The following is a 22,445-nucleotide window of genomic DNA, read 5'->3' on the forward strand; positions in this document are numbered from 1 at the left end:
CTCTTTTTTGATAAGAGAATTTAGGAAGATAAATCAATAGAGAATAAATTATGAGTATTCGAATTTTACCTGAAAACGAAATTAAACAAGCCGCACATTCCTTTGAAAATCCACCGCTTTTATTTGCAAACCCGAAAAATCTCTATTTTCGCCGAGCTAAACGCTTACGTGATTTAGCACAAAATAATCCCTTTGCTGATTATTTAGAGTTTGCCGCGAACTTGGTCGAAGTACAGCTTGATTTGCTTGAAAGCAAACCTATTGCAAATTACACGGAAAAATTAGCCGCTTGTATTGAACACTCTCAAGGCGAGAAGCCGTTAAATGCGAAAAATTTTAAACGCTCCGATGAATGGCGAGAACTTCTATTAGCATTACTGGCAAAATTTAGGCCCTACGCTAATGATAACGTCTTGCCTACTATAGAATGGCTAGAAAAAGCAGCAAATTCAGAGCTTGATAAGCTTGCAGACGATCTCTTAAACGAGCGCTACGAACTTGTTGGTGCAGATAAAGCGGTTTTCCTTTGGGCGGCATTATCTTTATATTGGACACAACTTGCCCAACAACTACCACGCAATACACGAACAGAAGTCGGCGAACGTCATACTTGCCCTGTTTGTGATTCTGCTCCGATCGCAAGTGTTATCCATTTCGGGAATACACAAGGATTACGCTATTTACATTGCTCACTCTGCGAAAGCGAATGGCATATGACCCGTTCACAATGTTCAAATTGCGATCAAAGCGGTAAGTTAGATTACTGGAGTTTAGAAAGTGTTGAAGCCCCTGTTAAAGCAGAAAGCTGTGGCGATTGTGGCAGTTATCTTAAAGTGATGTATCAAGAAAAAGATCCTCATGTTGAACCTATTGCTGATGATCTAGCAACACTTTTCCTTGATGCTGAAATGGAGCAAAAAGATTTTGCACGAAGTGGCATTAATCCATTCTTATTTCAAGTAGAATAAATGACAAAAGGTAGAAGTTTTTGCTTCTACCTTTCTTTTTCAGAAACTAATACAGCCCCGATTTCTCATACCAAATTTTATTGATAAACCACATCACTTTTCCAATGGGGGTTTCTACCGTGATCTCATCATCTTGCATTTTTCCAATCAATGCACGAGCAACGGGAGAATCAATCGAAATCCAATTCTTAGCAGGGTCAAATTCATCGCAGCCAACAATACGATATTGTGCCACTTCGCCTTCTTCATTTTCCAATTCAACCCACGCCCCAAAAAAGACCTTACCCTCTTGTTTAGGATGATAATCAACAATTTGCAACACTTCTAACCGTTTAGATAAAAAACGAACACGGCGATCAATCTCTCTTAAACGGCGTTTGCCATAGATATATTCCGCATTCTCACTACGGTCGCCTAAAGCTGCAGCGTCCGAAACGGCTTGAGTAACCTTAGGGCGTTCTTCTTTCCACAGAAATTTTAGTTCCTGATCTAACGCCTGCCAACCATCACGAGTAATATAGTTTGATTTTGCCATATTCTTGCCTATTTACTTAACAATAAGTTTGCAATGGTACGCATACCAATCCCTGTTGCGCCGGCTGCCCATAAATCGCTAGCCGATTTACGGAAGGTTGCCGAAGCATCAATATGCAACCAATTTTGTTGGTAATTCTCAACAAAATAAGAGAGAAATGCACAAGCTGTGCTTGCGCCAGCACCTACCGGAACCGAACCAATATTCGCAATATCCGCAAAACTTGAGCTAATTTGCGAGCGGTGAAACGCCTCAAACGGTAAACGCCAGAATGGTTCATTTTCTGCTTTAGCTGACTGGAAAAGTGACTCTACTAATTGCTCGTCCATTGATAACACACTATGGTAATCGTTACCAACCGCCACTTTGGCTGCTCCGGTTAGCGTAGCAACATCTAAAATAAATTGAGCGTTCTGTTTATCTGCTTCAATAAGCCCGTCTGCTAAAACAAGTCGCCCTTCTGCATCGGTATTAAGCACTTCCGCTGTTACCCCATTTCGATAGGTAATAATATCGCCTAATTTAAACGCATTATGGCTAACCATATTTTCCGCACAACATAAGAACAATTTGACTCGTTTTTTTAGCCCTCTTGCAATGGCAAAACCGAGGGAGCCGGTTAGTAATGCTGCGCCGCCCATATCCGTACGCATCGTACTCATTGAATCGCTTGGTTTAAGGCTATACCCCCCTGTATCAAAGGTAATCCCTTTACCAACGAGGCACGCTAATACCGGCTCATCATCTTTACCCGTTGGATTAAAATCCAAATGTAAAAATGCCGGTGGATTTTCTGAACCTTTACCAACAGTCCAAATCCCATGAAATCCTTTTTCTTTCAAGGCTTCCCCAGCAATTACTTCAACTGAAATAGCATTTTTCAAACCTTTTTTAACCGCTTGTTCTGTTAAAAAATGTTGTGCTTTTTTGACTAGTTCAAGCGGCGTCAGCTGATCTGAAGGCAAGTTGATTAAATGGCGAGTAAAAATACTACACTCTACTCGAGCCTCAAACTCTGCTTGCTCTTGAGCCAAATCGGGATATTGCACACTCCCAGCTTGTTTGACACTATTAAACCCTTGATGAAACGCCCAACAATTCTCTAAATCCCAACCGTCTCCAGCAAGACTTACATCTAAAATACCTTGATTTTTAATTTTACGAGCCGCTTTCTGAATCGTTTGTAATGAAGGCGCTTGAAGATGAATTGTCATACCTGATTCTGCTGCCGACAAAATCGCTTTTTCCCCCCATGCGCTCGGCGCCGGTTGTGTAGAGAGTTTAATTTGCATTGTCATAAATATTCCTTAACTATAAAAATCTGTAAGCGGTCTGATTCTAACAAGAATTTACGTTTTTTTCCTATTCATTTTTCTTTGATTTTAAGATAACCTCAATGCTCATTTTTCACACGGAGAGTTATTTAATGAATTACCTTTTAAAATTAACGAACTTCATCAGCAAAACCTTTGCAATTTGGGTTGTCGTTGCTGCTTTTATTGCTGCACAATTCCCTGAAACTTTTAAAATGTTTGTGCCTTGGATTCCGTATCTACTTGGTATTGTGATGCTTGGTATGGGCTTAACTCTTACATTTAAAGACTTTGCTGAAATTACCAAAAACCCGAAAGCTGTCATTATTGGGGTAATTGCCCAGTTTGTTGTTATGCCAAGCATCGCTTTTATGTTAGCAAAATTATTTAATTTGCCGCCCGATCTTGCGATTGGTGTTATTCTAGTCGGATCAGCTCCCGGTGGAACATCCTCAAATGTGATGACTTATTTGGCAAAAGGAAATACGGCTCTTTCAGTTGCTTGTACGACTGTTTCTACCTTACTCGCGCCGCTATTAACTCCGGCAGTATTCTATCTTTTCGCAAGCCAATGGTTAGAAATCGATGCAACAGGCATGCTCATTTCGGTACTACAAATGGTTTTATTACCTATTTTTATTGGTGTTGTGATTCGCTCTATCTTAAAACAAAAAATCGCTCAATTCAGCCAAACTATGCCGCTAATTTCGGTTATTGCAATTATGCTCATTGTGACTGCAGTTGTAGCCGTAAGCAAAGATCGTATTATTGAATCTGGTTTATTGATTTTTATGATCGTTGTTCTACATAATGGATTGGGTTACTTAATTGGTTATACTGTCAGCCGTTTATTTAAACTCCCTGTATATGATAGTAAAGCCATCGCTATCGAAGTTGGTATGCAAAATTCGGGATTAGGCGCAGCACTTGCGGCTCTTCACTTCAAAGCCAATCCGTTAATTGCCGTGCCAAGCGCAGTATTTAGCTTCTGGCATAATATTTCAGGACCAATCCTTGCAATGTTCTTTGCATCAATGAAGGATGAAAAAAATTCATCAGAGAACTAGTTTTGTACCTAGCACGCAAAATGCGTACTAGGTTATGTATAGTTGAGTGGCTTTGCCACTCTAATTCTCAGCCCTAAAAGGGCTGAATTATGCGTACCCCAATACGGATCTGCCGTGCTGGGATATAAAACAAACACCTCTTGATACTCTTATACCTTCGAAACATCCCCCTTAGTTTATAAGCGGTTAAATTTAAAAACAGGTTTGCAAATCCTTCAACAAATTTAACCGCTTGTTTCATCTTATAATCTCTATTTGCAATTTCAGAAAAGATGATTTACATTCTGTTCACAACTTCGTAGAAGATAAAGGAGACATCTATGAATCTACACGAATATCAAGCTAAGCAGATTTTTGCGCAATATCATCTTCCTGTCAGCCAAGGTATTGCTTGCCAATCTGCCGATGAAACCGTCAATGCACTAAAACGTTTAAATGGCGAGGTTTGGGCAGCAAAATGCCAAGTTCATGCTGGGGGGCGCGGTAAAGCCGGTGGCGTAAAATTAGTCCATAATGAGCAAGAAGCAAGAGCATTTGCAGACTATTGGCTAGGCAATCGCCTTGTAACCTTTCAAACCGATTCTCGTGGGCAGCCGGTTAATACCATATATATCGAAGAAACATGCCAAATCGCCCGTGAACTTTATCTAGGTGCAGTGATTGATCGCAGTTCCCAAAAAGTCATTTTTATGGCTTCCAGTGCTGGGGGAATGAACATTGAGGAAGTTGCTGAAAAAACGCCAGAGCTCATTCATAAAGTTGCCTTAGATCCCCTCGTGGGAGGACAGCCTTATCAAGGTCGAGAACTTGCCTTTAAATTAGGCTTGAAAAATGATGAAGTTAAACAATTTAGTCATATCTTTGTTCAATTATCTAAACTCTTTATCGAAAAAGATTTAGCTCTTCTCGAAGTGAACCCTCTCGTGGTTACTCAACAAGGACAACTCATTTGTTTAGATGCCAAAATGGTCATTGATAGCAATGCCCTTTATCGCCACCCTGAATTACAAGCACTTCAAGACCCAAGCCAAGAAGACCCAAGAGAAGCAGAGGCCGCCAAATGGCAACTGAATTACGTTGCACTGGAAGGCAATATTGGCTGTATGGTCAATGGTGCCGGGCTTGCGATGGGAACCATGGATATCGTTAAATTACATGGTGGACAACCTGCGAATTTCCTTGATGTTGGAGGTGGTGCAACCAAAGAACGAGTGGCAGAAGCCTTTAAACTGATTCTTTCTGATCACAATGTGAAAGCAGTATTAGTGAATATTTTTGGAGGCATTGTCCGTTGTGATTTAATCGCAGAAGGGATTATTGCGGCAGTAAATGAAGTGGGAGTTCAAGTGCCGGTTGTTGTTCGTTTAGAAGGAACCAATGCGGAGCTTGGTCGTGAAATTCTAGCCAAGAGCGGATTGAGTCTACTCGTTGCAAATACATTAAAAGAAGCAGCTGTTTTAGCTGTAAAAGCGGCTCAGGAAACGAATTAAGGAGAAAGAGATGGCAATTTTAATTGATAAAAATACCAAAGTGATTTGCCAAGGATTTACCGGTGCTCAAGGCACATTTCATAGTGAGCAAGCCTTAGCTTACGGTACGCAATTAGTTGGTGGTGTTTCGCCTAATAAAGGTGGAACAACTCATTTAGGTCTTCCTGTTTTTAATACGGTTCGAGAAGCCGTAGAAACCACACAAGCCACCGCAACCGTGATTTATGTTCCTGCCCCCGGCTGTAAAGATGCGATTCTAGAAGCAATTGATGCTGGTATTCAACTTATCGTTTGTATTACTGAGGGAATTCCTACCCTTGATATGCTTGAAATCAAGCAAAAGTTAAATCAAACAGGCGTACGAATGATCGGTCCAAACTGTCCTGGTGTCATTACGCCTGAAGAATGTAAAATCGGGATTATGCCGGCAAACATTCACAAAAAAGGCAAAATCGGCATTATCTCTCGTTCAGGAACTTTAACCTATGAAGCCGTAAAACAAACGACAGATGAAGGTTTTGGACAATCGACCTGTGTAGGTATTGGCGGCGATCCTATCCCTGGTTCCAACTTTATTGATATTTTAAGACTCTTTGAACAAGATCCCGAAACTGAAGCAATTGTGATGATTGGCGAAATCGGTGGTTCTGCCGAAGAAGAAGCTGCAGAGTTTATTCGTAAGCACGTAACAAAGCCTGTTGTGAGCTACATTGCTGGTGTTACTGCACCAAAAGGCAAACGAATGGGACACGCAGGTGCAATCATTAGCGGTGGAAAAGGCACTGCAGATGAGAAATTTGCAGCGTTAGAAGCTGCTGGAGTTACTACAGTGAGAAGTTTAGCCGATATTGGCTCTGCATTAAGAAAAGTAATGAAATCATAAAAAATCAGCCCCCTAGAGGTTATCTTTAGGGGGCTTACTACTTTATTGAAGAAGCTTAAGCATTTAACGCACGTAAAATATCATCCACACGTTCTTTCGCATCACCAAATAACATTTGAGTGTTTTCTTTGAAGAATAATGGGTTTTGTACGCCTGCGTAACCTACCGCCATTGAGCGTTTGAATACGATAACGTTTTGTGCTTTCCATACTTCAAGAACCGGCATACCTGCGATTGGGCTTGATGGATCGTCTAATGCCGCTGGGTTTACGGTATCGTTCGCACCGATAACCAATACTACATCAGTATCTTCGAAATCGTCATTGATTTCATCCATTTCTAATACCACATCGTAAGGTACTTTCGCTTCTGCAAGTAATACGTTCATATGTCCTGGTAAACGTCCTGCAACAGGGTGGATACCAAAGCGAACGTTAATGCCTTTCTCACGTAATTTTGCCGTAATTTCAGCTACCGGATATTGTGCTTGCGCTACCGCCATACCGTATCCCGGTGTGATGATCACAGAGCTTGCATTTTTAAGCATTTCCGCGACTTCTTCCGCTGTGGTTTCACGGTGTTCGCCGTATTCTTCATCGCCTTTGCTTGCTTGAACATCATTACCGAAGCCGCCTGCAATAACGCTGATGAATGAGCGGTTCATCGCTTTACACATAATGTAAGAAAGGATCGCACCTGAAGAACCTACAAGCGCACCGGTTACGATAAGCAAGTCGTTGCTTAACATAAAGCCTGCCGCTGCTGCTGCCCAACCTGAATAAGAGTTAAGCATAGAAACTACCACTGGCATATCCGCACCACCGATAGATGCCACTAAGTGCCAGCCGAATGCTAATGCAATAGCAGTCATTAACAAGACAGGGAAAATGTTGTGAGGGTTGTTTAAGAATGCCACCATTAACAAGGCTGAGACTACTAACGCTGCTAAGTTCCATTTGTGTTTGTGCGGTAAATTTAAAGCGCTTGATGACACTTTACGACCAAATAATTTGCCGCTTAATTTACCAAATGCCACTAATGAACCTGAGAAAGTTACCGCACCGATGAAGATACCTAAGAATACTTCAACATTGTGAATATTCGCTAAGGTTGCTTGCTCTGCGTGGAATGCTGCTAAAGCCACTTCATCTAAATTTGCCGGCGGAACGGCTTCAACGTGTAAGCCCCAGCTGTTGAAGCCCACTAAAACAGCCGCTAAACCTACGAAACTGTGAAGAATTGCCACTAATTCCGGCATTTCTGTCATTTCGACTTTTAAGGCTTTGCGTACACCAAGGTAGCCACCTACTGCCATCGCAATGAGGATCCAAAGTGTACCTTGTGATTGTGGTCCGAAAATGGTTGCGACTAAAGCAATACCCATCCCCACGATACCATACCAACAACCGGCTTTTGCCGTTTCGTGTTTAGACAGGCCAGCCAAGCTCATAATGAAAAGAATAGCAGCAATAATATATGCCGCTGTCACTAAACCAAAAGACATTGTTGCTCTCCTTAACCTTTTCTAAACATTGCCAACATACGTTGTGTCACTTTAAAGCCACCAAAGATGTTGATGCTCGCCACTAAAATTGCAATAAAGGCAAGAATATCAATAAATAGGTTGCCTGTTGGTTGGCGAATTTGTAATACCGCCCCGACAATGATAATACCTGAAATTGCATTCGTTACCGCCATTAAAGGGGTATGTAATGCGTGGCTCACGTTCCACACCACGTAATAACCCACCACACAAGCTAATACGAAGACGGTAAAGTGTGATAAGAATGCCGCTGGTGCGACTGAAGCGATCCAAAGGAACAACACGCTGGCAGCTGCCATTGCGCCATATTTTTTACGAGGATCTAGCGGTTTTTCTTCTTTCTTCTCAACAGGTGCTGCCGCTTGTTTTTGTTGCGGTTGCGCTGATACTTGAATTGGTGGTGCCGGCCAAGTAACTTCGCCATCACGAATAACCGTTACGCCACGAAGTACCACATCTTCAAAGTTAATATCGATCACACCATCTTTATTTGGTGCTAATAATTTCAATAAATTAACTAAGTTTGTACCGTATAATTGAGATGATTGTGTTGGTAAACGCGCTGGGAAGTCAGTATAACCAATGACTTTCACTTGGTTTTCAGTCACAACGACTTCGCCTGCTTTGGTATATTCGCAGTTACCACCGGTTGCCGCGGCTAAATCCACGATCACTGAACCCGGTTTCATTGAATCTACCATTTCTTTTGTGATTAAGCGCGGTGCCGATTTACCGGGGATTGCGGCTGTGGTAATAATAATATCCACTTCTTTTGCTTGTTCTGCGTAAAGTGCCATAGCACGGCGGTTAAATTCTTCCGACATCACTTTAGCATAACCATCGCCTGAGCCGCCTTCTTCTTCAAAGTCGATTTCTAAGAAATCAGCGCCCATGGATTTCACTTGCTCTTTTACTTCAGGGCGAGAGTCGAAAGCACGCACAATCGCACCTAAGCTATTTGCCGCACCAATCGCTGCTAAACCAGCTACGCCTGCACCAATCACAAGCACTTTCGCCGGTGGCACTTTACCTGCAGCGGTAATTTGACCGGTAAAGAAACTACCAAAAGCGTTCGCTGCTTCAATAACCGCACGATAACCTGAAATGTTTGCCATTGAAGACAAGGCGTCTAACGCTTGCGCACGAGAAATACGTGGTACGGCATCCATCGCTAACACATTGATTTTCTTCGCAGACAATTTTTCCATTAATTCCGAATTTTGCGCTGGCCAAATAAAGCTAACCAACGTCGCCCCTTCTTTAATTAATGCAATTTCTTGTTCAGTTGGCGCATTCACTTTGAAAATAATGTCTGCATTCCAAACTTCTTCTGTTGTGCCGACAACCGCACCTGATTTTACAAATGCATCGTCTTCAAAACTTGCTTTAAAGCCGGCATCGTGTTCAACAATGACCTCAAAGCCAAGTTTTTTGATCTGCTCAACGGTTTTTGGTGTTGCAGCAACACGTGTTTCCCCGCCTAGCAGTTCTCTTGGTACACCAATAAGCATAAAGACTCCTGTATTGGATAAGTGGATTGAATAGCTATAAAAATAGCCCAATAGTTTTGAAAAAAAACGTAAATACTCTACCACTAAATGAGAAGGATTTGTAAAAAAATTATTCCTATCAATTCAATTATTTTATGGCAAATAACAAATTCTCAGATGTAGTGATATCTGTTAGAATTTAGCATAATAAAAACGCAGTCAAATAGAACAAAAATGAATATCTTAGATCAAATTAAAATCGTTCTGATTGAAACCTCTCATTCTGGCAATATAGGCTCTACTGCTCGCGCAATGAAAACAATGGGACTTGCTCAACTTTGTCTTGTATCCCCAAAACAACCTATTGATGAACAAGCTGTTTCACTTGCCGCCGGTGCAAAAGATGTTTTGGATAATACGCAAACTTTTGCTTCTTTTGAAGAAGCGATTGCCGATTGCCAGCTGGTTATCGGCACTAGCGCAAGGCTTCGCCATTTGCAAAATACGCTGATTGAACCGAGAAAATGCGGCGAAATTGCCGTTCAACATACATTAAAAGGAAAAGTTGCTCTTGTTTTTGGACGAGAAAGAATTGGTTTAACCAATGAAGAACTATTGAAATGCCATTACCATTTAAATATCCCCACCAATCCTGAATACGGCTCACTCAATTTAGCAATGGCGGTTCAATTAGCATGTTATGAAATCCGTATGGCATGGCTAGCCCAACAAGATTTGCAAAAAAATAGCCAAATCGTACCGCTTACAGAGAGTTCTGACTACCCAAGCAACGAAGCTTTGGAATACTTTTTTGAGCATACCGAACGTTTATACAAAGAATTAGGCTTTATCCGCAATGATGCCGTAATGCTGAAATTAAGACGGCTTTACCAAAGAGCGAGATTAGAAACAAATGAGCTAAATTTACTGAGGGGAATGCTGACGGCAATAGAAAAATATCGAAGATAACCACTTTTTCATTTTGCTAAATTTACCGATATGATAAACCGCCATAGCCTCGAACTATTAGGCTTGATCAACAAATAAAGCCCTTGTCCGTCTGATAATGTAAAGTCTTTATCTTTTGGTTTGTTTTTTTCTACTTCGGTATTGGTTAATCGTTTTGTAGTACGAACCATAGAATAAATAGTTTATTTTTTAATCTTTTTAATGTAACTGTGTTTTGCGGTAATACTTTTAGATTTATCACTTATATAGGGTTGTTTTTAAATTTGGTGGTTTAAGTGAAGCAAGTTCACTTTTGCCCTCTAATTCTTGGAGTCCATAAAAAAGCCTAGCAAAACTCGGCTAGGCTTATTCCATACTATTTAGGGAATTACTTCCCTACTTTTTTGGAAATTACTTCCCTATTATTTTGGGAGCTTGCAATTAGGCAACTTTCTTCAAATGATACTGCGGTAAAGTGAACCCACTGATTTTTTATTTTTTCAGATTCAAGCGGTCGGATCTTGTGGATTTTTTGTAAAGAAAAAAGCTACCTCTCTAATTTGGGTAGCTTTTAAGGGGTATTTACTCATCTTGAATGCGCTCTTTAATCCACGTTTTAAAATGAGGGTTGTTTATTTGTAGTGTTTTGTCTATGTTTCGAGTGATCAACTCATTACGCTCTAGCTTTCTTAATTTCCCTTGAATGGTGCTAGAAGTTATATCCTCAATTCCCATAACCTCCGCCAACATTAAACGGGTTTCTTTGCTGTAAGGTGTGCTATTCCCGTTTGCAATAAGCCTTAATAGTTGTCGCTCTAATTCAGATAGGTGTTGCCATTGCTTCATAATTCCGCCTTGTTCGTCCATCTGTGATAGTCGATATTCCACCACCTCATCTAAAGTTAAGTCTGGGTTAATGATCATATCTTGGGTAATAGCTCGCATATATAACGGGGTAAAATGGAAGCGTTCAAAGGTTTGATAAAATGCCGTCTTATCAAGTTGTTTGCCGGTGCGTTGTTCGTAAATATCCGCCAAAAAATCAGTAAATGATTTATCTAAATGAGGGAAATTCAAGGCGTGCGCAAAGTGAAAGAAAGGTGCTTTGTTGTCATTAAACATCGCCTTTAATCCGTTTGTACTGCTCCCCGTAAAAATCACTTTAATTTTTGATTGATTAACATCAAGCCCTGTTCTTAATGAACGAATAAGCCCATCATTTCCTTTACTTCGTGCTAGCTCTTGGACTTCATCAAGTAACATCAATATAGGTTTCTCGCTTTTCTCTGCGATCTCATTTAATAGCCTACTAACGTTAATTTGAGCTTGCTCTTCTTGTTCGTTTAATTCTACGCCTACGCCCAAAATATCAAGGCTCTTAATGCTCTTAAGTGTGTCTATTAGCTTGCTTTTTCCTTGTGTAATTTTGTTTAAGAAATCAAGTAAGGCGTAAACAAAGGCTTGTTGCGTTTTGTTGTCGTCCGCCTGTTCCATAAAGCTAAAATAGAAAACATTAAAGCCCATTTCTTCCGCTTTAGGTTCAATGTCATTAAGTAAAAATTGGGTTTTCCCCATTCTTCGAGGGGCGAAAAGTGTTAATGCGTGCGTAATGCCATCTTTTAAGCTAGTCAAAAGACGTTGAGCAAGTTCACTTCTTGGGAAATATAAAGGGTCTGTTCTTTTCATTTTAGATAGAATTATATGATGAATGTATAATTATACATTCTATGTATAATTTTGTATAAATCAACATAAATCAACGTAATTCAACATCACAAAAAAGAAAAGCTACCTAAGTTTAAATAGATAGCTTCATGAAGTTTATTAGCTTTGCCACTTGTTCAGGGTTGCCATATGTTCTACCTAGCTTTAACGTGTTTTTAGGGATGCGTCCCCCCCAAAGAGACTTAAGGGTATAAAGTAAATTATGTACCCCAAAAATTGGCGGTTGTAAATGTATAAATACGAACGAATGCGAAAGAATAGAGAAATTAGAAAGTAGCTTAAAGCCTTGTGTAACAATGATTAAGCATATGAAAACGTAAGAAAAAATAAGAAATAAAAAAACCGCTAAAAAGCGGTCTATTTGAATAATGGTGCCAGTGGTCGGACTCGAACCGACACGCTTTATGGGCGGCGGATTTTGAATCCGCTGCGTCTACCGATTTCGCCACACTGGCTAGTGACATATTAGTAAAACTAATATAAAAATATGGAATGAATTATAAGGCTAATTATCGTCTCATGCAAGTAGGGAATGATATCCAATGGATTATTCGTCTTAAAAATCATCAACCTCATTTTTGAAGTTATGCACAAATTCTGTGGATAACTTCGTGAGTAACTTTCAAATAACCTGATCATCTCCTTGATTTATAAAGGTTATTTTCACAGAAAAACGCCTTGAATGAAAAAAATACAACCTATTTTAATTCCATCACTTCACTGATAATTTGCCCAGTCTCCAGTTGTGTAATTAACTTATCCCCAACAGCAACTTCTTTTGCATTGGTTAAAATATGTCCTTTTGAAGTTTGCGTAATGGAATATCCCCGTCCAAGAATTTTTAGAGGGCTTAAACCATCTAGGCGAGTACATAGCGCTTGGAAACTTTGATATTCTTTCAAATAACGTTTATCCATTGCATAACTGAGTTGTTGCGCTAAACGGGTAATATATTGCTGTTTTTTTTCTATTTGATAAGGTAATGACGTACTTTCAATCCGTTTTGTAAGGTTTTCCCAATCTTGCTTTTTTCGGGATAAATATTGCGACATTTGCTGATGTAAACGCACTTCTCTTTGGGCTAATTGTTCACATTGCATCGCTAATTTACGTTGAGGATGATGAGGCTGTAAACGTAAAAATACCTGTGTTAATTGGTTACGCCGAGCTGAAAGTAAGCTCTTAACCGATTTTTCCATTCGATAAGCCAGTTGTTCAAACCGGATTTTGAATACATGAAGGTACTTTGACGGATGTTGTGCATTTAAACGTAAATTCAATTGCTGAAAGCGAGTGAGTTTTTCATGCCAAATACGATCAAAAGCCAAATTAACCATATTGAAATGATGTTGAAGCTGTCGTATCAATTCTTGCTGATCCCGACTCACAAGTTCAGCCGCAGCAGAAGGAGTCGGGGCACGCAAATCTGCAACAAAATCGGCAATGGTAACATCCGTTTCATGCCCTACTGCACTAATAATGGGAATTTCTGAACGATAAATCGCATAAGCTACCGCTTCTTCATTAAAACACCACAAATCTTCTAATGAGCCGCCACCTCGACCGACAATTAAAACATCACATTCTTGACGGCGATTAGCTAAATCAATCGTTTGAACAATATCTTGTGTAGCCTCTTTACCTTGTACTAAAGTTGGATAAATGACTACCGCCAAACTTGGATCGCGGCGTTTTAAGATATTTAAAATATCTTGTAATGCCGCACCGCTTGATGACGTGATAATCCCCACTCGTTTCACAAAATCAGGTAACGCTTTTTTATGTTCTTGTGCAAATAACCCTTGAGCCGCAAGTTTCATTTTTAATTGCTCAAACTGCTGTTGTAGCAATCCTTCTCCAGCAGGCTGCATGCTTTCAATGATAAGTTGGTAATCGCCGCGTGGCTCATATAAACTCACACTGGCCCTAACAAGCACTTGCATACCATTCTGAGGATAAAAAGTTACTCGGCTATTTTTCATTTTGAACATAGCACAACGAACCTGTGCATTTTCGTCTTTTAACGTCAAATACCAATGCCCTGAAACCGGTTGGCTAAAATTAGAAATTTCGCCGGTTAGCCAAATTTGCCCTAATTCTGTTTCAAGTAAATGCCGAACAGAGTAATTTAGTTGTGTAACAGTGAGAATGTTGTTCATATCAAAATGCGATAAGGATAGATAAAGCGAGTTTAAAGATTAGAAAGCAAGACTGCAAGCGGTGAAATTTAAATCTTTTTACCTGTTTGCAGATAAAAGAAAACCCTCGATAATTTCGAGGGTTAAGAATCTGGTTGCGGGGGCCGGATTTGAACCAACGACCTTCGGGTTATGAGCCCGACGAGCTACCAAGCTGCTCCACCCCGCGTCTGATGTGATGTATAATACTCTTTCATGATTTAATTGCAAGTTTTATTTCAAGAAAATTATTTACATGCCGAATTTTAAAACAACATTGGCATAAAATTTCACAAAAAGAGGAAAATTAAAGCATAAAATTTTTTGTATCGTTTTGGTTTGTTTTTTGTTAATCTAGTATTTTATTTTCCTTATACTTTATTTAATAACAGGATTTCTATGAATTGGAAAGCATATAGCAAATGGGCAATTGTGTTAGGTTTCTCTGTGCTCGTTGTCGGATGTTCATCTAAAAAAGCTCCTCAACGTACCTCTGTTGCGGATATTTACGCTGAAAATGCAAAATTAGGAGCTATCTATAAAAACCGTCAGGTTATGCCGTCATACATGAATTTTGCTCGTGTACAAGCGGTTGAAAACAAACAAAATATTGTAAACGGACGTGATTTTATTTCTCAAATTAACCATGTTCGAGCTTACTCTAATCGCATATCTAATAGCTATGAAGGAATTTACAGCAAAGTGCAACGCTGGGTATCTTCTGGTGCAGATGTTGATGATCTCAGTAAATATGGCATCAACGCAAATCTTATGCGTGGGCAAGATGGCTATCAAAATGTGAATTTAACCGGTTATTATGCACCGGTATTACAGGCTCGCCGTACGCCACAAGGCGAATTCCAACATCCTTTATACCGTTTACCTGCGAATAAACGCTTTACTCGCGCGCAAATCTATGCTGGAGCATTAAAAGGACAAGGATTAGAGTTAGCATACTCAAATTCTATGGTAGATAACTTCTTTCTTGGTGTACAAGGGAGTGGATTTATTGATTTTGGCGAAGGACGCTTAAGCCATGTCGCTTATGCAGGACAAAATGGTTATAAATACTATGCTGTTGGACGCCTATTAGTTGAAGATGGTGAGATTCCAAAAGAAAAAATGTCCGCTCAAGCAATCAAAGATTGGACAAAACGTAATCCTAGCCGTACTCAAGAGTTATTAGAACGTAACCCATCTTATGTCTTCTTCAAATTTGATGAAACTCACGATGTAAAAGGCTCTGCGGGTGTGCCTCTTGTTGCATTAGCTTCTGTGGCTTCAGATAAAAGTCTTGTTCCATCAGGTAGCGTACTTTTAGTTGAAATGCCGTTAATCGATGATAACGGTAAATGGACAGGTAAACATGAAATGCGCCTCATGGTTGCTCTTGATGTAGGTGGTGCAGTTAAAGGACACCATTTTGATATTTATCAAGGCATTGAAAGTGTGAATAAAAAAGCCGCTCAAACAGCTGGCTTACTTAAACACTTTGGACGCGTTTGGGTGCTAAATTAATTTAAAAGATAAAGCGGTAAGATTTACAATATTTTTTGCATATCTTACCGCTTTAATTAAATACAACCACCACAAGACCCACAACGCCAATCTTCCTTATTTACAGCCTGATAAAAATACCTAAACAGATCTTCTTCTAACGGAATATTCTCTGCAATAAACACATCACTTAGCCAGTCAATATTTTCTACAATCCAATCATCTTCATCTAATCCTTCTAGATAAAGTTCATCTTCCGGATCGATATAATTATAAATCCCTTTTGTTCCCATATCTTTATCAGCCCGCTCTTTAGGCAATGTTAATACTTTCCCTTCATAAGAAATAATCCAATGCCCTAAACACATTACTTGTTGTTTACGAGTCCACTCTGCTTGAAACGGATTTGGCATAATAATCCTCACATCTCTGAATATCTAGATGTTATCAATTTTAGGTAGGGAAAAAGAGAAAGGATATACAAAGAAATTGGTAGATTTTAAGATATTTGAGGAAAATTTGATTTTATTCAAATGATGAAAATGTGCGAGTCAACGACCCGCACCTTAAATTTACGCATTTGCCAAAATAACAGCTCGCTTTGGTGCCGGTAAGCCTTCTATAGTTTTAGAATGGTCATTCGGATCTAAAAAATCCACCAAACTTTCATTTTCCAGCCAATCTGTTTTGCGTTGCTCTTCAAGGGTCGTTACCGCTTGATCCACACAACGCACATTTTTAAAGCCAACTTTTTCAAGCCAATTGATTAACGCAGGAACAGAAGGGATAAAATAGACATTTTTCATTTTGGCATAACGATCTGCCGGAACTAATACATCATTCACATCACCATCAATAACTAAGGTCTCAAGCACTAACTCGCCCCCTTTCACTAATTGCGCTTTAAGTTGTGAGAGATGATCGAGTGGCGATTTACGATGATATAAAACCCCCATTGAAAATACCGTATCAAAAGCTGCAAGCGGTTGCATTTGTTCAATACCTAGCGGAATTAAATTTGCACGGCGGTCGTTACCTAATAGTTTTCTCACGACTTCAAATTGGCATAAGAAAAGCTCGGTAGGGTCAATGCCAACAACCATACTAGCCCCTTCGCCAACCATACGCCACATATGGTAGCCACTTCCGCAACCGACATCTAATATCGTGCGATCTTTTAAAGGCGCAAGATGAGGTAGTACTCGATCCCATTTAAAATCAGACCGCCATTCGGTATCAATATGAATACCGTGTAGGTGGTAAGGACCTTTGCGCCAAGGCATGAGTTGTTTTAAATGATGAACAATTCTTTGCGTTTCTCCATTGGAAAGAGGTACTTCCGGCACGGCTTCTACCTTATCTTTTAAGTTAAGCGTTACCGCAACATCCGGCATATAATCCACGATTTTTGCCCATTTAGCATAATCGCCGTGAGTTGTTTTTTCCCACTGTTTTAATTGGAGAGGGAGCGTTTCAAGCCACACAGAAAGTTTTGTTGTTGCAATTTGTTGATAAAAAGGACGGAAATCAATCATTTTCTTCTTTAAAGTGATAAGGACGCTTATGGCGTCCTTAGAATTAACATTATTTAACTTGTTGTAATTTTTGGTATGCCGCTAACAATTTTTGATGAGCCGGCATATTTTCAAGGCTTTCATCAGAACCGCTTAAGCCGTGGAACGGATTACCGCCTTGTACCGCAGACCACGCAAAATCTACGGTTTCTTTACCATACATCTTGTTAAATACCATACGATATTGTTCTGCCTCGCGCGTCTCATCTAAGAACAACTCAATCGACTGAATTAAACAACGGTAGTAGTTGTTACGCTCTGCTGAGAAAACAGAAGCATTCATATCTGCTGTCCAGTTTGCCCAATCTAAGGCTTCTTCAAGGTTGCCTAACGCAAGGTGTAACATTGATTTTAACTCGCCGATACGCAAGGTTTGTAATGCTGAACCTTTTTCTGCCACCACGCCGATAAACTCACGCACACGGGTCATATCGTCAATGCTTTGTTCGTCCAACTCGTCCAATAACTCTTGGTAAGTTTCTTGATCGTGGTGGAAATATGGCAAGTCGAGCAAAATCTCACGCCATTCCATTCCCATATTGTTGTTCGCATAAATCAAGTCGTCTGACGGATAGATATTTGACATACCAGGGGCAAGAATACGGCAAGCGTAAACGCCTAAATGCTCGTAATCCATAATATAGACTTCTTGTTTATGCTTATTGAAAATTGCCATTAAGTTGGCAAATTCTTGTTCTGTCGTGCCTGAGAAATCCCAGTGAACGAAGTCGTAATCGGCTTCAGATTTGAAAAGATCCCACGAAATCAGACCGCTTGAGTCAATGAAGTGAGTTTCAAGGTTAGCGTGATCTGCCACATCCTCATTGTTAAATGAAGGCGGTGCGAAGACATCTAAATCTTTCAAACTACGACCTTGTAATAATTCGGTTACGGTACGTTCAAACGCTACTTGGAAATTCGGGTGCGCACCGAAAGAAGCAAAGCAAGTGCCGTTATTCGGATTGAGTAAAATCACACAAATCACAGGGAACTCACCACCGAGTGACGCATCGTAGCAGAGGATCGGGAAGCCTTCTTGTTCCAGTTTTTCGATAGAGGCTTTGATTGTCGGGTAGCCGTCAATTACACTTTGTGGGATTTCAGGCAGGCTGATCGCTTCTGTGATAATGCGGTTTTTCACAAAACGCTCAAACACTTCCGATAAACCTTGTACACGAGCTTCGTTTTTGGTGTTACCGGCAGACATACCGTTAGATACGAATAAGTTACCGATGATACTTTGCGGAATATAGACCGTTTGACCATCTGATTGACGGGTATAAGGCAGAGCCACGATACCACGATCAGCATTGCCTGATTGTAAGTCAATCAGTAAATCTGGGGTTAAATCGCCGTGAGGGTTGAAATAGCCACGCAAGAATGGATCTAAAATGCCTTCCGGTAGCGTTTCTTCATCTTCAATTTCAAACCATTTTTCACTTGGATAGTGAACAAATTTGCCTTCGGCAATCTCTTTACCTAAATAGAAATCCGCCCAGAAATAGTTGGTGGATAAACGTTCAAAATATTCCCCTAACGCAGAAGCTAACGCGGCTTTTTTGCTCGCCCCTTTACCATTTGAGAAACATTGTGGGCAGTCAGCATCACGAATATGCACCGACCATACATTCGGCACAGGATTGAGCCACGAGGCTTCTTCAATATTAAAGCCTAAGTTTTTCAATTTCGTTTGGAACTTTTCGATACTCTCTTCAAGGGCAGCATCTTTACCCGTAATAAAGGTTTTTTCAGTCATTAAAATAGCCTGTTCAAAATAAGGAAAATCATTGCGATATTCTAACAAATGTGTAACAAGAAAGCATTGGATTTCTCTCTTTGCCAATTTCTTACCAAAAACAACCGCTTGTTTGATCTTGATTTTTGTTTTCTGATGAATGAAGTGATACACTTCTTCTAATTTAATTTAGGGACAAACGATATGAGTGGTGCAGAATTATTAGTCAATGTAACACCGAGCGAAACACGGGTGGCGTTGGTAGAAAATGGGATTTTAAAAGAACTACATATTGAGCGAGAAGCCAAACGGGGTATTGTCGGCAACATTTATAAAGGGCGAGTGACCCGAGTGCTCCCCGGCATGCAATCCGCATTTGTTGATATTGGCTTAGAAAAAGCGGCGTTTTTACATGCTTCTGACATTGTTTCACATACAGAATGTGTTGATGAAAACGAGAAAAAGCAATTTGTCGTCAAAAATATCAGTGAATTAGTCCGTGAGGGGCAAGATATTATTGTTCAAGTCGTTAAAGATCCGCTTGGGACAAAAGGCGCACGACTTACGACCGACATTACCCTACCTTCTCGCTATTTGGTTTTTATGCCAGAAAATAGCCACGTGGGCGTTTCTCAGCGGATCGAAAGTGAAGAAGAACGTAACCGTTTAAAAGCCTTGGTTGAGCCTTATTGTGACGAATTAGGTGGCTTTATTGTACGAACAGCAGCAGAAGATGTGGCTCATGAAAGTTTAGAACAAGATACGATCTTCCTGAAACGATTATGGAGAAAAGTGTTAGACAGAAAAGCAAAATATCCAACAAGATCGATGCTCTATGGCGAACTGGCGTTGGCTCAACGTGTTTTGCGAGATTTTGTTGGCACCCATATTAGTTCAGTCAAAATTGACTCAAAAATTACTTTTGAACAAGTAAAAGAGTTCTTAAATGAATTTATGCCGGAACTCACAGACAGCGTAAGTTTATATAGCGGTACTCAAACCTTATTTGATGCTTATGGCGTAGAAGATGCAATTCAAAAAGCCTTAGATAAACGGGTTGATTTAAAATCGGGCGGCTACTTAATTATTGAACAGACCGAAGCCATGACAACGATTGACATCAACACAGGTGCCTTTGTCGGGCATCGTGATTTAGCCCATACGATTTTTAACACAAACATTGAGGCAACGAAAGCGATTGCTCATCAGCTCCAATTACGTAATTTAGGCGGCATTATTATCATTGACTTCATTGATATGCAGGAAGAAGAGCACCGCCTACGTGTTCTGGAATCGCTTGAACAAGCCTTAAAAGGCGACCGAGTGAAAACGAATGTTAATGGCTTTACCCAACTTGGCTTAGTTGAAATGACTCGCAAGCGTACACGAGAAAGCCTAGAGCGTATTTTGTGTTGCGATTGCCCTGCTTGTAAAGGGCGTGGAACGATTAAAACCGTTGAAACAGTGTGTTATGAAATTCTCCGTGAAATCGTGCGAGTTCATCATCTCTTTAATACAGAGAAAGTTCGAGTTTACGCATCAAAAGAGGTGGCAGAATACTTGATCCATGAAGAAACGCATGCCTCGCTTGCCGAGTTAGAAGCCTTTATCGGAAAAAAAGTGGAAATCAAATTAGAGCCTTACTATCATCAAGATCAGTTTGATGTAGTTGTAATGTAATGTTTTCTAATAGATAAAAAGTGGGCGAAAAATATTTCGCCCTACAACTACCTCAAAAAGCAGTTAAATTTAGATGGGCAGGGAGTATGTAAGTCCACGCATAACGAGCGTTATTTTTAAGCGTGGTCTTACGTCCACTCTACAATGTTGCAAATTTTATTGAAAATTTATCTTAAATCCGACCGCTTGTTTTCTACCAAAATCCTGCAAAATCGCTTATAATATCGCCCTTTTAGTCTTAGCAAATCCGAATTCTTTTAAAAATTTAAGGTAATACCATGTCTGAAGTTGAAAACCAAGAATTAGATCTTAACGGCGAAATGATTGCTCGCCGTGAAAAATTAGCCAAAATCCGTGAAATGGGAAATCCATTTCCAAATAAATTCCGCCGTGATGCTTATGCAAAAGATTTACACGCAAAATATGATGATGTTGATGGCGAAGCATTAAAAGAACAAGATATTCAAGTGAAAGTCGCTGGTCGTATTATGCTTAAACGTGTAATGGGAAAAGCCTCTTTCTTCACAATCCAAGACGTAAGCGGACAAATTCAGCTTTATGTTGCTCGTGATAATCTTGCTGAAGGTGTTTATAGCGATAAAGTGAGCCTTTGGGATTTAGGCGATATCGTTGGCGTATCAGGAACCTTATTCAAAACCAAAACAGGCGAATTAACGGTGCGTTGTTCTGAAGTAGAATTATTAACGAAATCACTTCGTCCACTGCCAAATAAAGTACAAGGTATTACAGACCAAGAAATCCGTTATCGTCAGCGTTATTTAGATTTAATCTCTAACGAAGAATCTCGCCGTACCTTTATGATCCGTTCACAAGTGGTATCAGGTATTCGTCAATTCTTCTTAGAAAGAGGTTTTATTGAAGTTGAAACGCCAATGTTACAAGTGATTCCAGGCGGTGCTGCAGCTCGTCCATTTGTTACACACCACAATGCACTAGACGTAGATATGTATTTACGTATCGCACCGGAACTTTACTTAAAACGTTTAGTGGTAGGTGGTTTTGAGCGTGTATTCGAATTAAACCGTAACTTCCGTAATGAAGGGGTTTCTGTTCGTCATAACCCTGAATTTACCATGATTGAATACTACCAAGCCTATGCGGATTATCACGATTTAATGGATAACACCGAAGAATTATTACGTAAATTAGCATTAGATATTCTTGGCACTACTGATGTTCCTTACGGCGAATATGTGTTTGATTTTGGCAAACCATTTGAGCGTATCACTATGCATGAAGCGATTGTAAAATACGGCAATGGTATTTCAATGGAAGATTTACACGATTTCGATAAAGCCGTTGCGATTGCAAAAGGTTTACACATTGAAATCCAAAAATCGTGGGGCTTAGGCTCTATCGTTAATGCGATTTTTGAAGAAGTAGCAGAACATCAACTTATTCAGCCTACATTCTTAATGGCACACCCTGCGGAAATTTCACCGCTTGCACGCCGCAATGATGAAAATCCAGAAGTAACAGACCGTTTTGAATTATTTATCGGTGGACGTGAAATCGGTAATGGCTTCTCAGAATTAAACGATGCGGAAGACCAAGCCGAGCGCTTTGATGCACAAGTAGCCGCTAAAGATGCCGGTGATGATGAAGCAATGTTTAAAGATGAAGACTTCGTTGTTGCGCTTGAACACGGTTTACCACCAACTGCAGGCGAAGGTTTAGGTATTGACCGCTTAGCCATGATTTTTGCTAATGCACCGTCAATCCGTGATGTCATTCTCTTCCCTGCAATGCGTCAAAAAGCGTAATAAAGCAGATCAAATAAGGGCGAACATTTTGTTCGC

At 40.1% G+C, this 22,445-nt stretch carries 18 protein-coding genes and 2 tRNA genes; 8 read left to right on the top strand and 12 right to left on the bottom strand.

Going from position 1 to position 22,445, the window contains the following annotated elements; genetic code table 11:
• The first annotated feature begins 50 nt into the window (after positions 1–50).
• Positions 51–968 (top strand): formate dehydrogenase accessory protein FdhE, encoded by a 918-nt coding sequence (gene fdhE, locus AM305_RS06905; RefSeq protein WP_005824406.1) that lies wholly within the window; start codon positions 51–53, stop codon positions 966–968.
• A gap of 46 nt (positions 969–1,014) precedes the next feature.
• On the opposite strand, the gene greB is transcribed toward fdhE, so the two are convergent.
• The gene (gene greB, locus AM305_RS06910; RefSeq protein WP_005824408.1) at positions 1,015–1,503 is read right to left on the bottom strand and encodes a transcription elongation factor GreB; all 489 of its coding nucleotides are present in this window, start codon (positions 1,501–1,503) and stop codon (positions 1,015–1,017) included.
• 8 nt (positions 1,504–1,511) lie between these two features.
• On the bottom strand, positions 1,512–2,795 hold the full coding sequence (gene pepB, locus AM305_RS06915; RefSeq protein WP_005824410.1) for an aminopeptidase PepB: 1,284 nt from the start codon (positions 2,793–2,795) through the stop codon (positions 1,512–1,514).
• Between the two features lie 134 nt (positions 2,796–2,929).
• On the opposite strand from pepB, the gene AM305_RS06920 reads away from it, so the two are divergent.
• From AM305_RS06920 to sucD, 3 genes are all read left to right on the top strand, one after another.
• Positions 2,930–3,883 (top strand): bile acid:sodium symporter family protein, encoded by a 954-nt coding sequence (locus tag AM305_RS06920; protein WP_005824412.1) that lies wholly within the window; start codon positions 2,930–2,932, stop codon positions 3,881–3,883.
• A gap of 320 nt (positions 3,884–4,203) precedes the next feature.
• Positions 4,204–5,373 carry an ADP-forming succinate--CoA ligase subunit beta gene (gene sucC, locus AM305_RS06925; protein WP_005824414.1) on the top strand — a complete coding sequence of 390 codons (1,170 nt, stop codon included), beginning with the start codon at positions 4,204–4,206 and terminating at the stop codon, positions 5,371–5,373.
• Between the two features lie 10 nt (positions 5,374–5,383).
• Positions 5,384–6,256: a succinate--CoA ligase subunit alpha gene (gene sucD, locus AM305_RS06930; RefSeq protein ID WP_005824417.1), complete on the top strand. Its 873-nt coding sequence runs from the start codon at positions 5,384–5,386 to the stop codon at positions 6,254–6,256.
• A 55-nt stretch (positions 6,257–6,311) separates the two neighbouring features.
• Here sucD and pntB read toward each other — a convergent pair whose 3' ends face one another.
• Both pntB and pntA read right to left on the bottom strand, forming a co-directional pair.
• Positions 6,312–7,760, bottom strand: coding sequence for a Re/Si-specific NAD(P)(+) transhydrogenase subunit beta (gene pntB / locus AM305_RS06935; RefSeq protein ID WP_005824419.1), 1,449 nt, complete (start codon positions 7,758–7,760; stop codon positions 6,312–6,314).
• 11 nt (positions 7,761–7,771) lie between these two features.
• A complete protein-coding gene (gene pntA, locus AM305_RS06940) occupies positions 7,772–9,310 on the bottom strand; it encodes a Re/Si-specific NAD(P)(+) transhydrogenase subunit alpha (protein ID WP_005824421.1) in 1,539 nt (512 codons plus the stop codon).
• 213 nt (positions 9,311–9,523) lie between these two features.
• Here pntA and trmJ point away from each other — a divergent pair, with 213 nt between their 5' ends.
• The gene (gene trmJ, locus AM305_RS06945) at positions 9,524–10,258 is read left to right on the top strand and encodes a tRNA (cytosine(32)/uridine(32)-2'-O)-methyltransferase TrmJ (RefSeq protein WP_005824423.1); all 735 of its coding nucleotides are present in this window, start codon (positions 9,524–9,526) and stop codon (positions 10,256–10,258) included.
• Positions 10,259–10,266: 8 nt separating this feature from the next.
• Here the strand turns inward: trmJ and AM305_RS12910 are convergent, their stop codons facing one another.
• The 5 genes from AM305_RS12910 to AM305_RS06965 all read right to left on the bottom strand — a co-directional run bounded on the left by AM305_RS12910 (position 10,267) and on the right by AM305_RS06965 (position 14,329).
• On the bottom strand, positions 10,267–10,428 hold the full coding sequence (locus AM305_RS12910; protein WP_420196305.1) for an integrase arm-type DNA-binding domain-containing protein: 162 nt from the start codon (positions 10,426–10,428) through the stop codon (positions 10,267–10,269).
• A 391-nt stretch (positions 10,429–10,819) separates the two neighbouring features.
• Positions 10,820–11,923 carry an ATP-binding protein gene (locus AM305_RS06950; RefSeq protein WP_005824425.1) on the bottom strand — a complete coding sequence of 368 codons (1,104 nt, stop codon included), beginning with the start codon at positions 11,921–11,923 and terminating at the stop codon, positions 10,820–10,822.
• 408 nt (positions 11,924–12,331) lie between these two features.
• Positions 12,332–12,417, bottom strand: a tRNA-Leu gene (locus AM305_RS06955).
• 243 nt (positions 12,418–12,660) lie between these two features.
• Positions 12,661–14,121 (bottom strand): exodeoxyribonuclease VII large subunit, encoded by a 1,461-nt coding sequence (xseA, locus tag AM305_RS06960; protein ID WP_005824427.1) that lies wholly within the window; start codon positions 14,119–14,121, stop codon positions 12,661–12,663.
• A 131-nt stretch (positions 14,122–14,252) separates the two neighbouring features.
• Positions 14,253–14,329, bottom strand: a tRNA-Met gene (locus tag AM305_RS06965).
• 209 nt (positions 14,330–14,538) lie between these two features.
• On the opposite strand from AM305_RS06965, the gene mltA reads away from it, so the two are divergent.
• Complete coding sequence (mltA, locus tag AM305_RS06970) at positions 14,539–15,657, top strand: murein transglycosylase A (RefSeq protein ID WP_005824429.1); 1,119 nt, start codon at positions 14,539–14,541, stop codon at positions 15,655–15,657.
• Positions 15,658–15,713: 56 nt separating this feature from the next.
• On the opposite strand, the gene AM305_RS06975 is transcribed toward mltA, so the two are convergent.
• The 3 genes from AM305_RS06975 to ycaO form a co-directional block, all read right to left on the bottom strand.
• Complete coding sequence (locus AM305_RS06975) at positions 15,714–16,049, bottom strand: hypothetical protein (RefSeq protein ID WP_005824431.1); 336 nt, start codon at positions 16,047–16,049, stop codon at positions 15,714–15,716.
• 159 nt (positions 16,050–16,208) lie between these two features.
• Positions 16,209–17,171 carry a tRNA 5-methoxyuridine(34)/uridine 5-oxyacetic acid(34) synthase CmoB gene (gene cmoB, locus AM305_RS06980; protein ID WP_005824433.1) on the bottom strand — a complete coding sequence of 321 codons (963 nt, stop codon included), beginning with the start codon at positions 17,169–17,171 and terminating at the stop codon, positions 16,209–16,211.
• A gap of 49 nt (positions 17,172–17,220) precedes the next feature.
• On the bottom strand, positions 17,221–18,966 hold the full coding sequence (gene ycaO / locus AM305_RS06985) for a 30S ribosomal protein S12 methylthiotransferase accessory factor YcaO (RefSeq protein ID WP_035294199.1): 1,746 nt from the start codon (positions 18,964–18,966) through the stop codon (positions 17,221–17,223).
• A gap of 183 nt (positions 18,967–19,149) precedes the next feature.
• Here ycaO and rng point away from each other — a divergent pair, with 183 nt between their 5' ends.
• Together rng and lysS are read left to right on the top strand one after the other, a co-directional pair.
• Positions 19,150–20,625, top strand: coding sequence for a ribonuclease G (gene rng / locus AM305_RS06990; protein ID WP_005824437.1), 1,476 nt, complete (start codon positions 19,150–19,152; stop codon positions 20,623–20,625).
• A gap of 278 nt (positions 20,626–20,903) precedes the next feature.
• Positions 20,904–22,409 (top strand): lysine--tRNA ligase, encoded by a 1,506-nt coding sequence (lysS, locus tag AM305_RS06995; RefSeq protein ID WP_005824439.1) that lies wholly within the window; start codon positions 20,904–20,906, stop codon positions 22,407–22,409.
• The last annotated feature ends 36 nt before the right edge of the window (positions 22,410–22,445 follow it).

This window comes from Actinobacillus minor NM305 (genome assembly GCF_000175195.1).
Taxonomy (GTDB): domain Bacteria; phylum Pseudomonadota; class Gammaproteobacteria; order Enterobacterales; family Pasteurellaceae; genus Haemophilus_A; species Haemophilus_A minor.

Bases quoted from the DNA above. Each gene is read 5' to 3' on its own strand.
- fdhE (WP_005824406.1), top strand. From the start codon at position 51: ATGAGTATTCGAATTTTACCTGAAAACGAAATTAAACAAGCCGCACAT.
- greB (WP_005824408.1), bottom strand. From the start codon at position 1,503: ATGGCAAAATCAAACTATATTACTCGTGATGGTTGGCAGGCGTTAGAT.
- pepB (WP_005824410.1), bottom strand. From the start codon at position 2,795: ATGCAAATTAAACTCTCTACACAACCGGCGCCGAGCGCATGGGGGGAA.
- AM305_RS06920 (WP_005824412.1), top strand. From the start codon at position 2,930: ATGAATTACCTTTTAAAATTAACGAACTTCATCAGCAAAACCTTTGCA.
- sucC (WP_005824414.1), top strand. From the start codon at position 4,204: ATGAATCTACACGAATATCAAGCTAAGCAGATTTTTGCGCAATATCAT.
- sucD (WP_005824417.1), top strand. From the start codon at position 5,384: ATGGCAATTTTAATTGATAAAAATACCAAAGTGATTTGCCAAGGATTT.
- pntB (WP_005824419.1), bottom strand. From the start codon at position 7,760: ATGTCTTTTGGTTTAGTGACAGCGGCATATATTATTGCTGCTATTCTT.
- pntA (WP_005824421.1), bottom strand. From the start codon at position 9,310: ATGCTTATTGGTGTACCAAGAGAACTGCTAGGCGGGGAAACACGTGTT.
- trmJ (WP_005824423.1), top strand. From the start codon at position 9,524: ATGAATATCTTAGATCAAATTAAAATCGTTCTGATTGAAACCTCTCAT.
- AM305_RS12910 (WP_420196305.1), bottom strand. From the start codon at position 10,428: ATGGTTCGTACTACAAAACGATTAACCAATACCGAAGTAGAAAAAAAC.
- AM305_RS06950 (WP_005824425.1), bottom strand. From the start codon at position 11,923: ATGAAAAGAACAGACCCTTTATATTTCCCAAGAAGTGAACTTGCTCAA.
- xseA (WP_005824427.1), bottom strand. From the start codon at position 14,121: ATGAACAACATTCTCACTGTTACACAACTAAATTACTCTGTTCGGCAT.
- mltA (WP_005824429.1), top strand. From the start codon at position 14,539: ATGAATTGGAAAGCATATAGCAAATGGGCAATTGTGTTAGGTTTCTCT.
- AM305_RS06975 (WP_005824431.1), bottom strand. From the start codon at position 16,049: ATGCCAAATCCGTTTCAAGCAGAGTGGACTCGTAAACAACAAGTAATG.
- cmoB (WP_005824433.1), bottom strand. From the start codon at position 17,171: ATGATTGATTTCCGTCCTTTTTATCAACAAATTGCAACAACAAAACTT.
- ycaO (WP_035294199.1), bottom strand. From the start codon at position 18,966: ATGACTGAAAAAACCTTTATTACGGGTAAAGATGCTGCCCTTGAAGAG.
- rng (WP_005824437.1), top strand. From the start codon at position 19,150: ATGAGTGGTGCAGAATTATTAGTCAATGTAACACCGAGCGAAACACGG.
- lysS (WP_005824439.1), top strand. From the start codon at position 20,904: ATGTCTGAAGTTGAAAACCAAGAATTAGATCTTAACGGCGAAATGATT.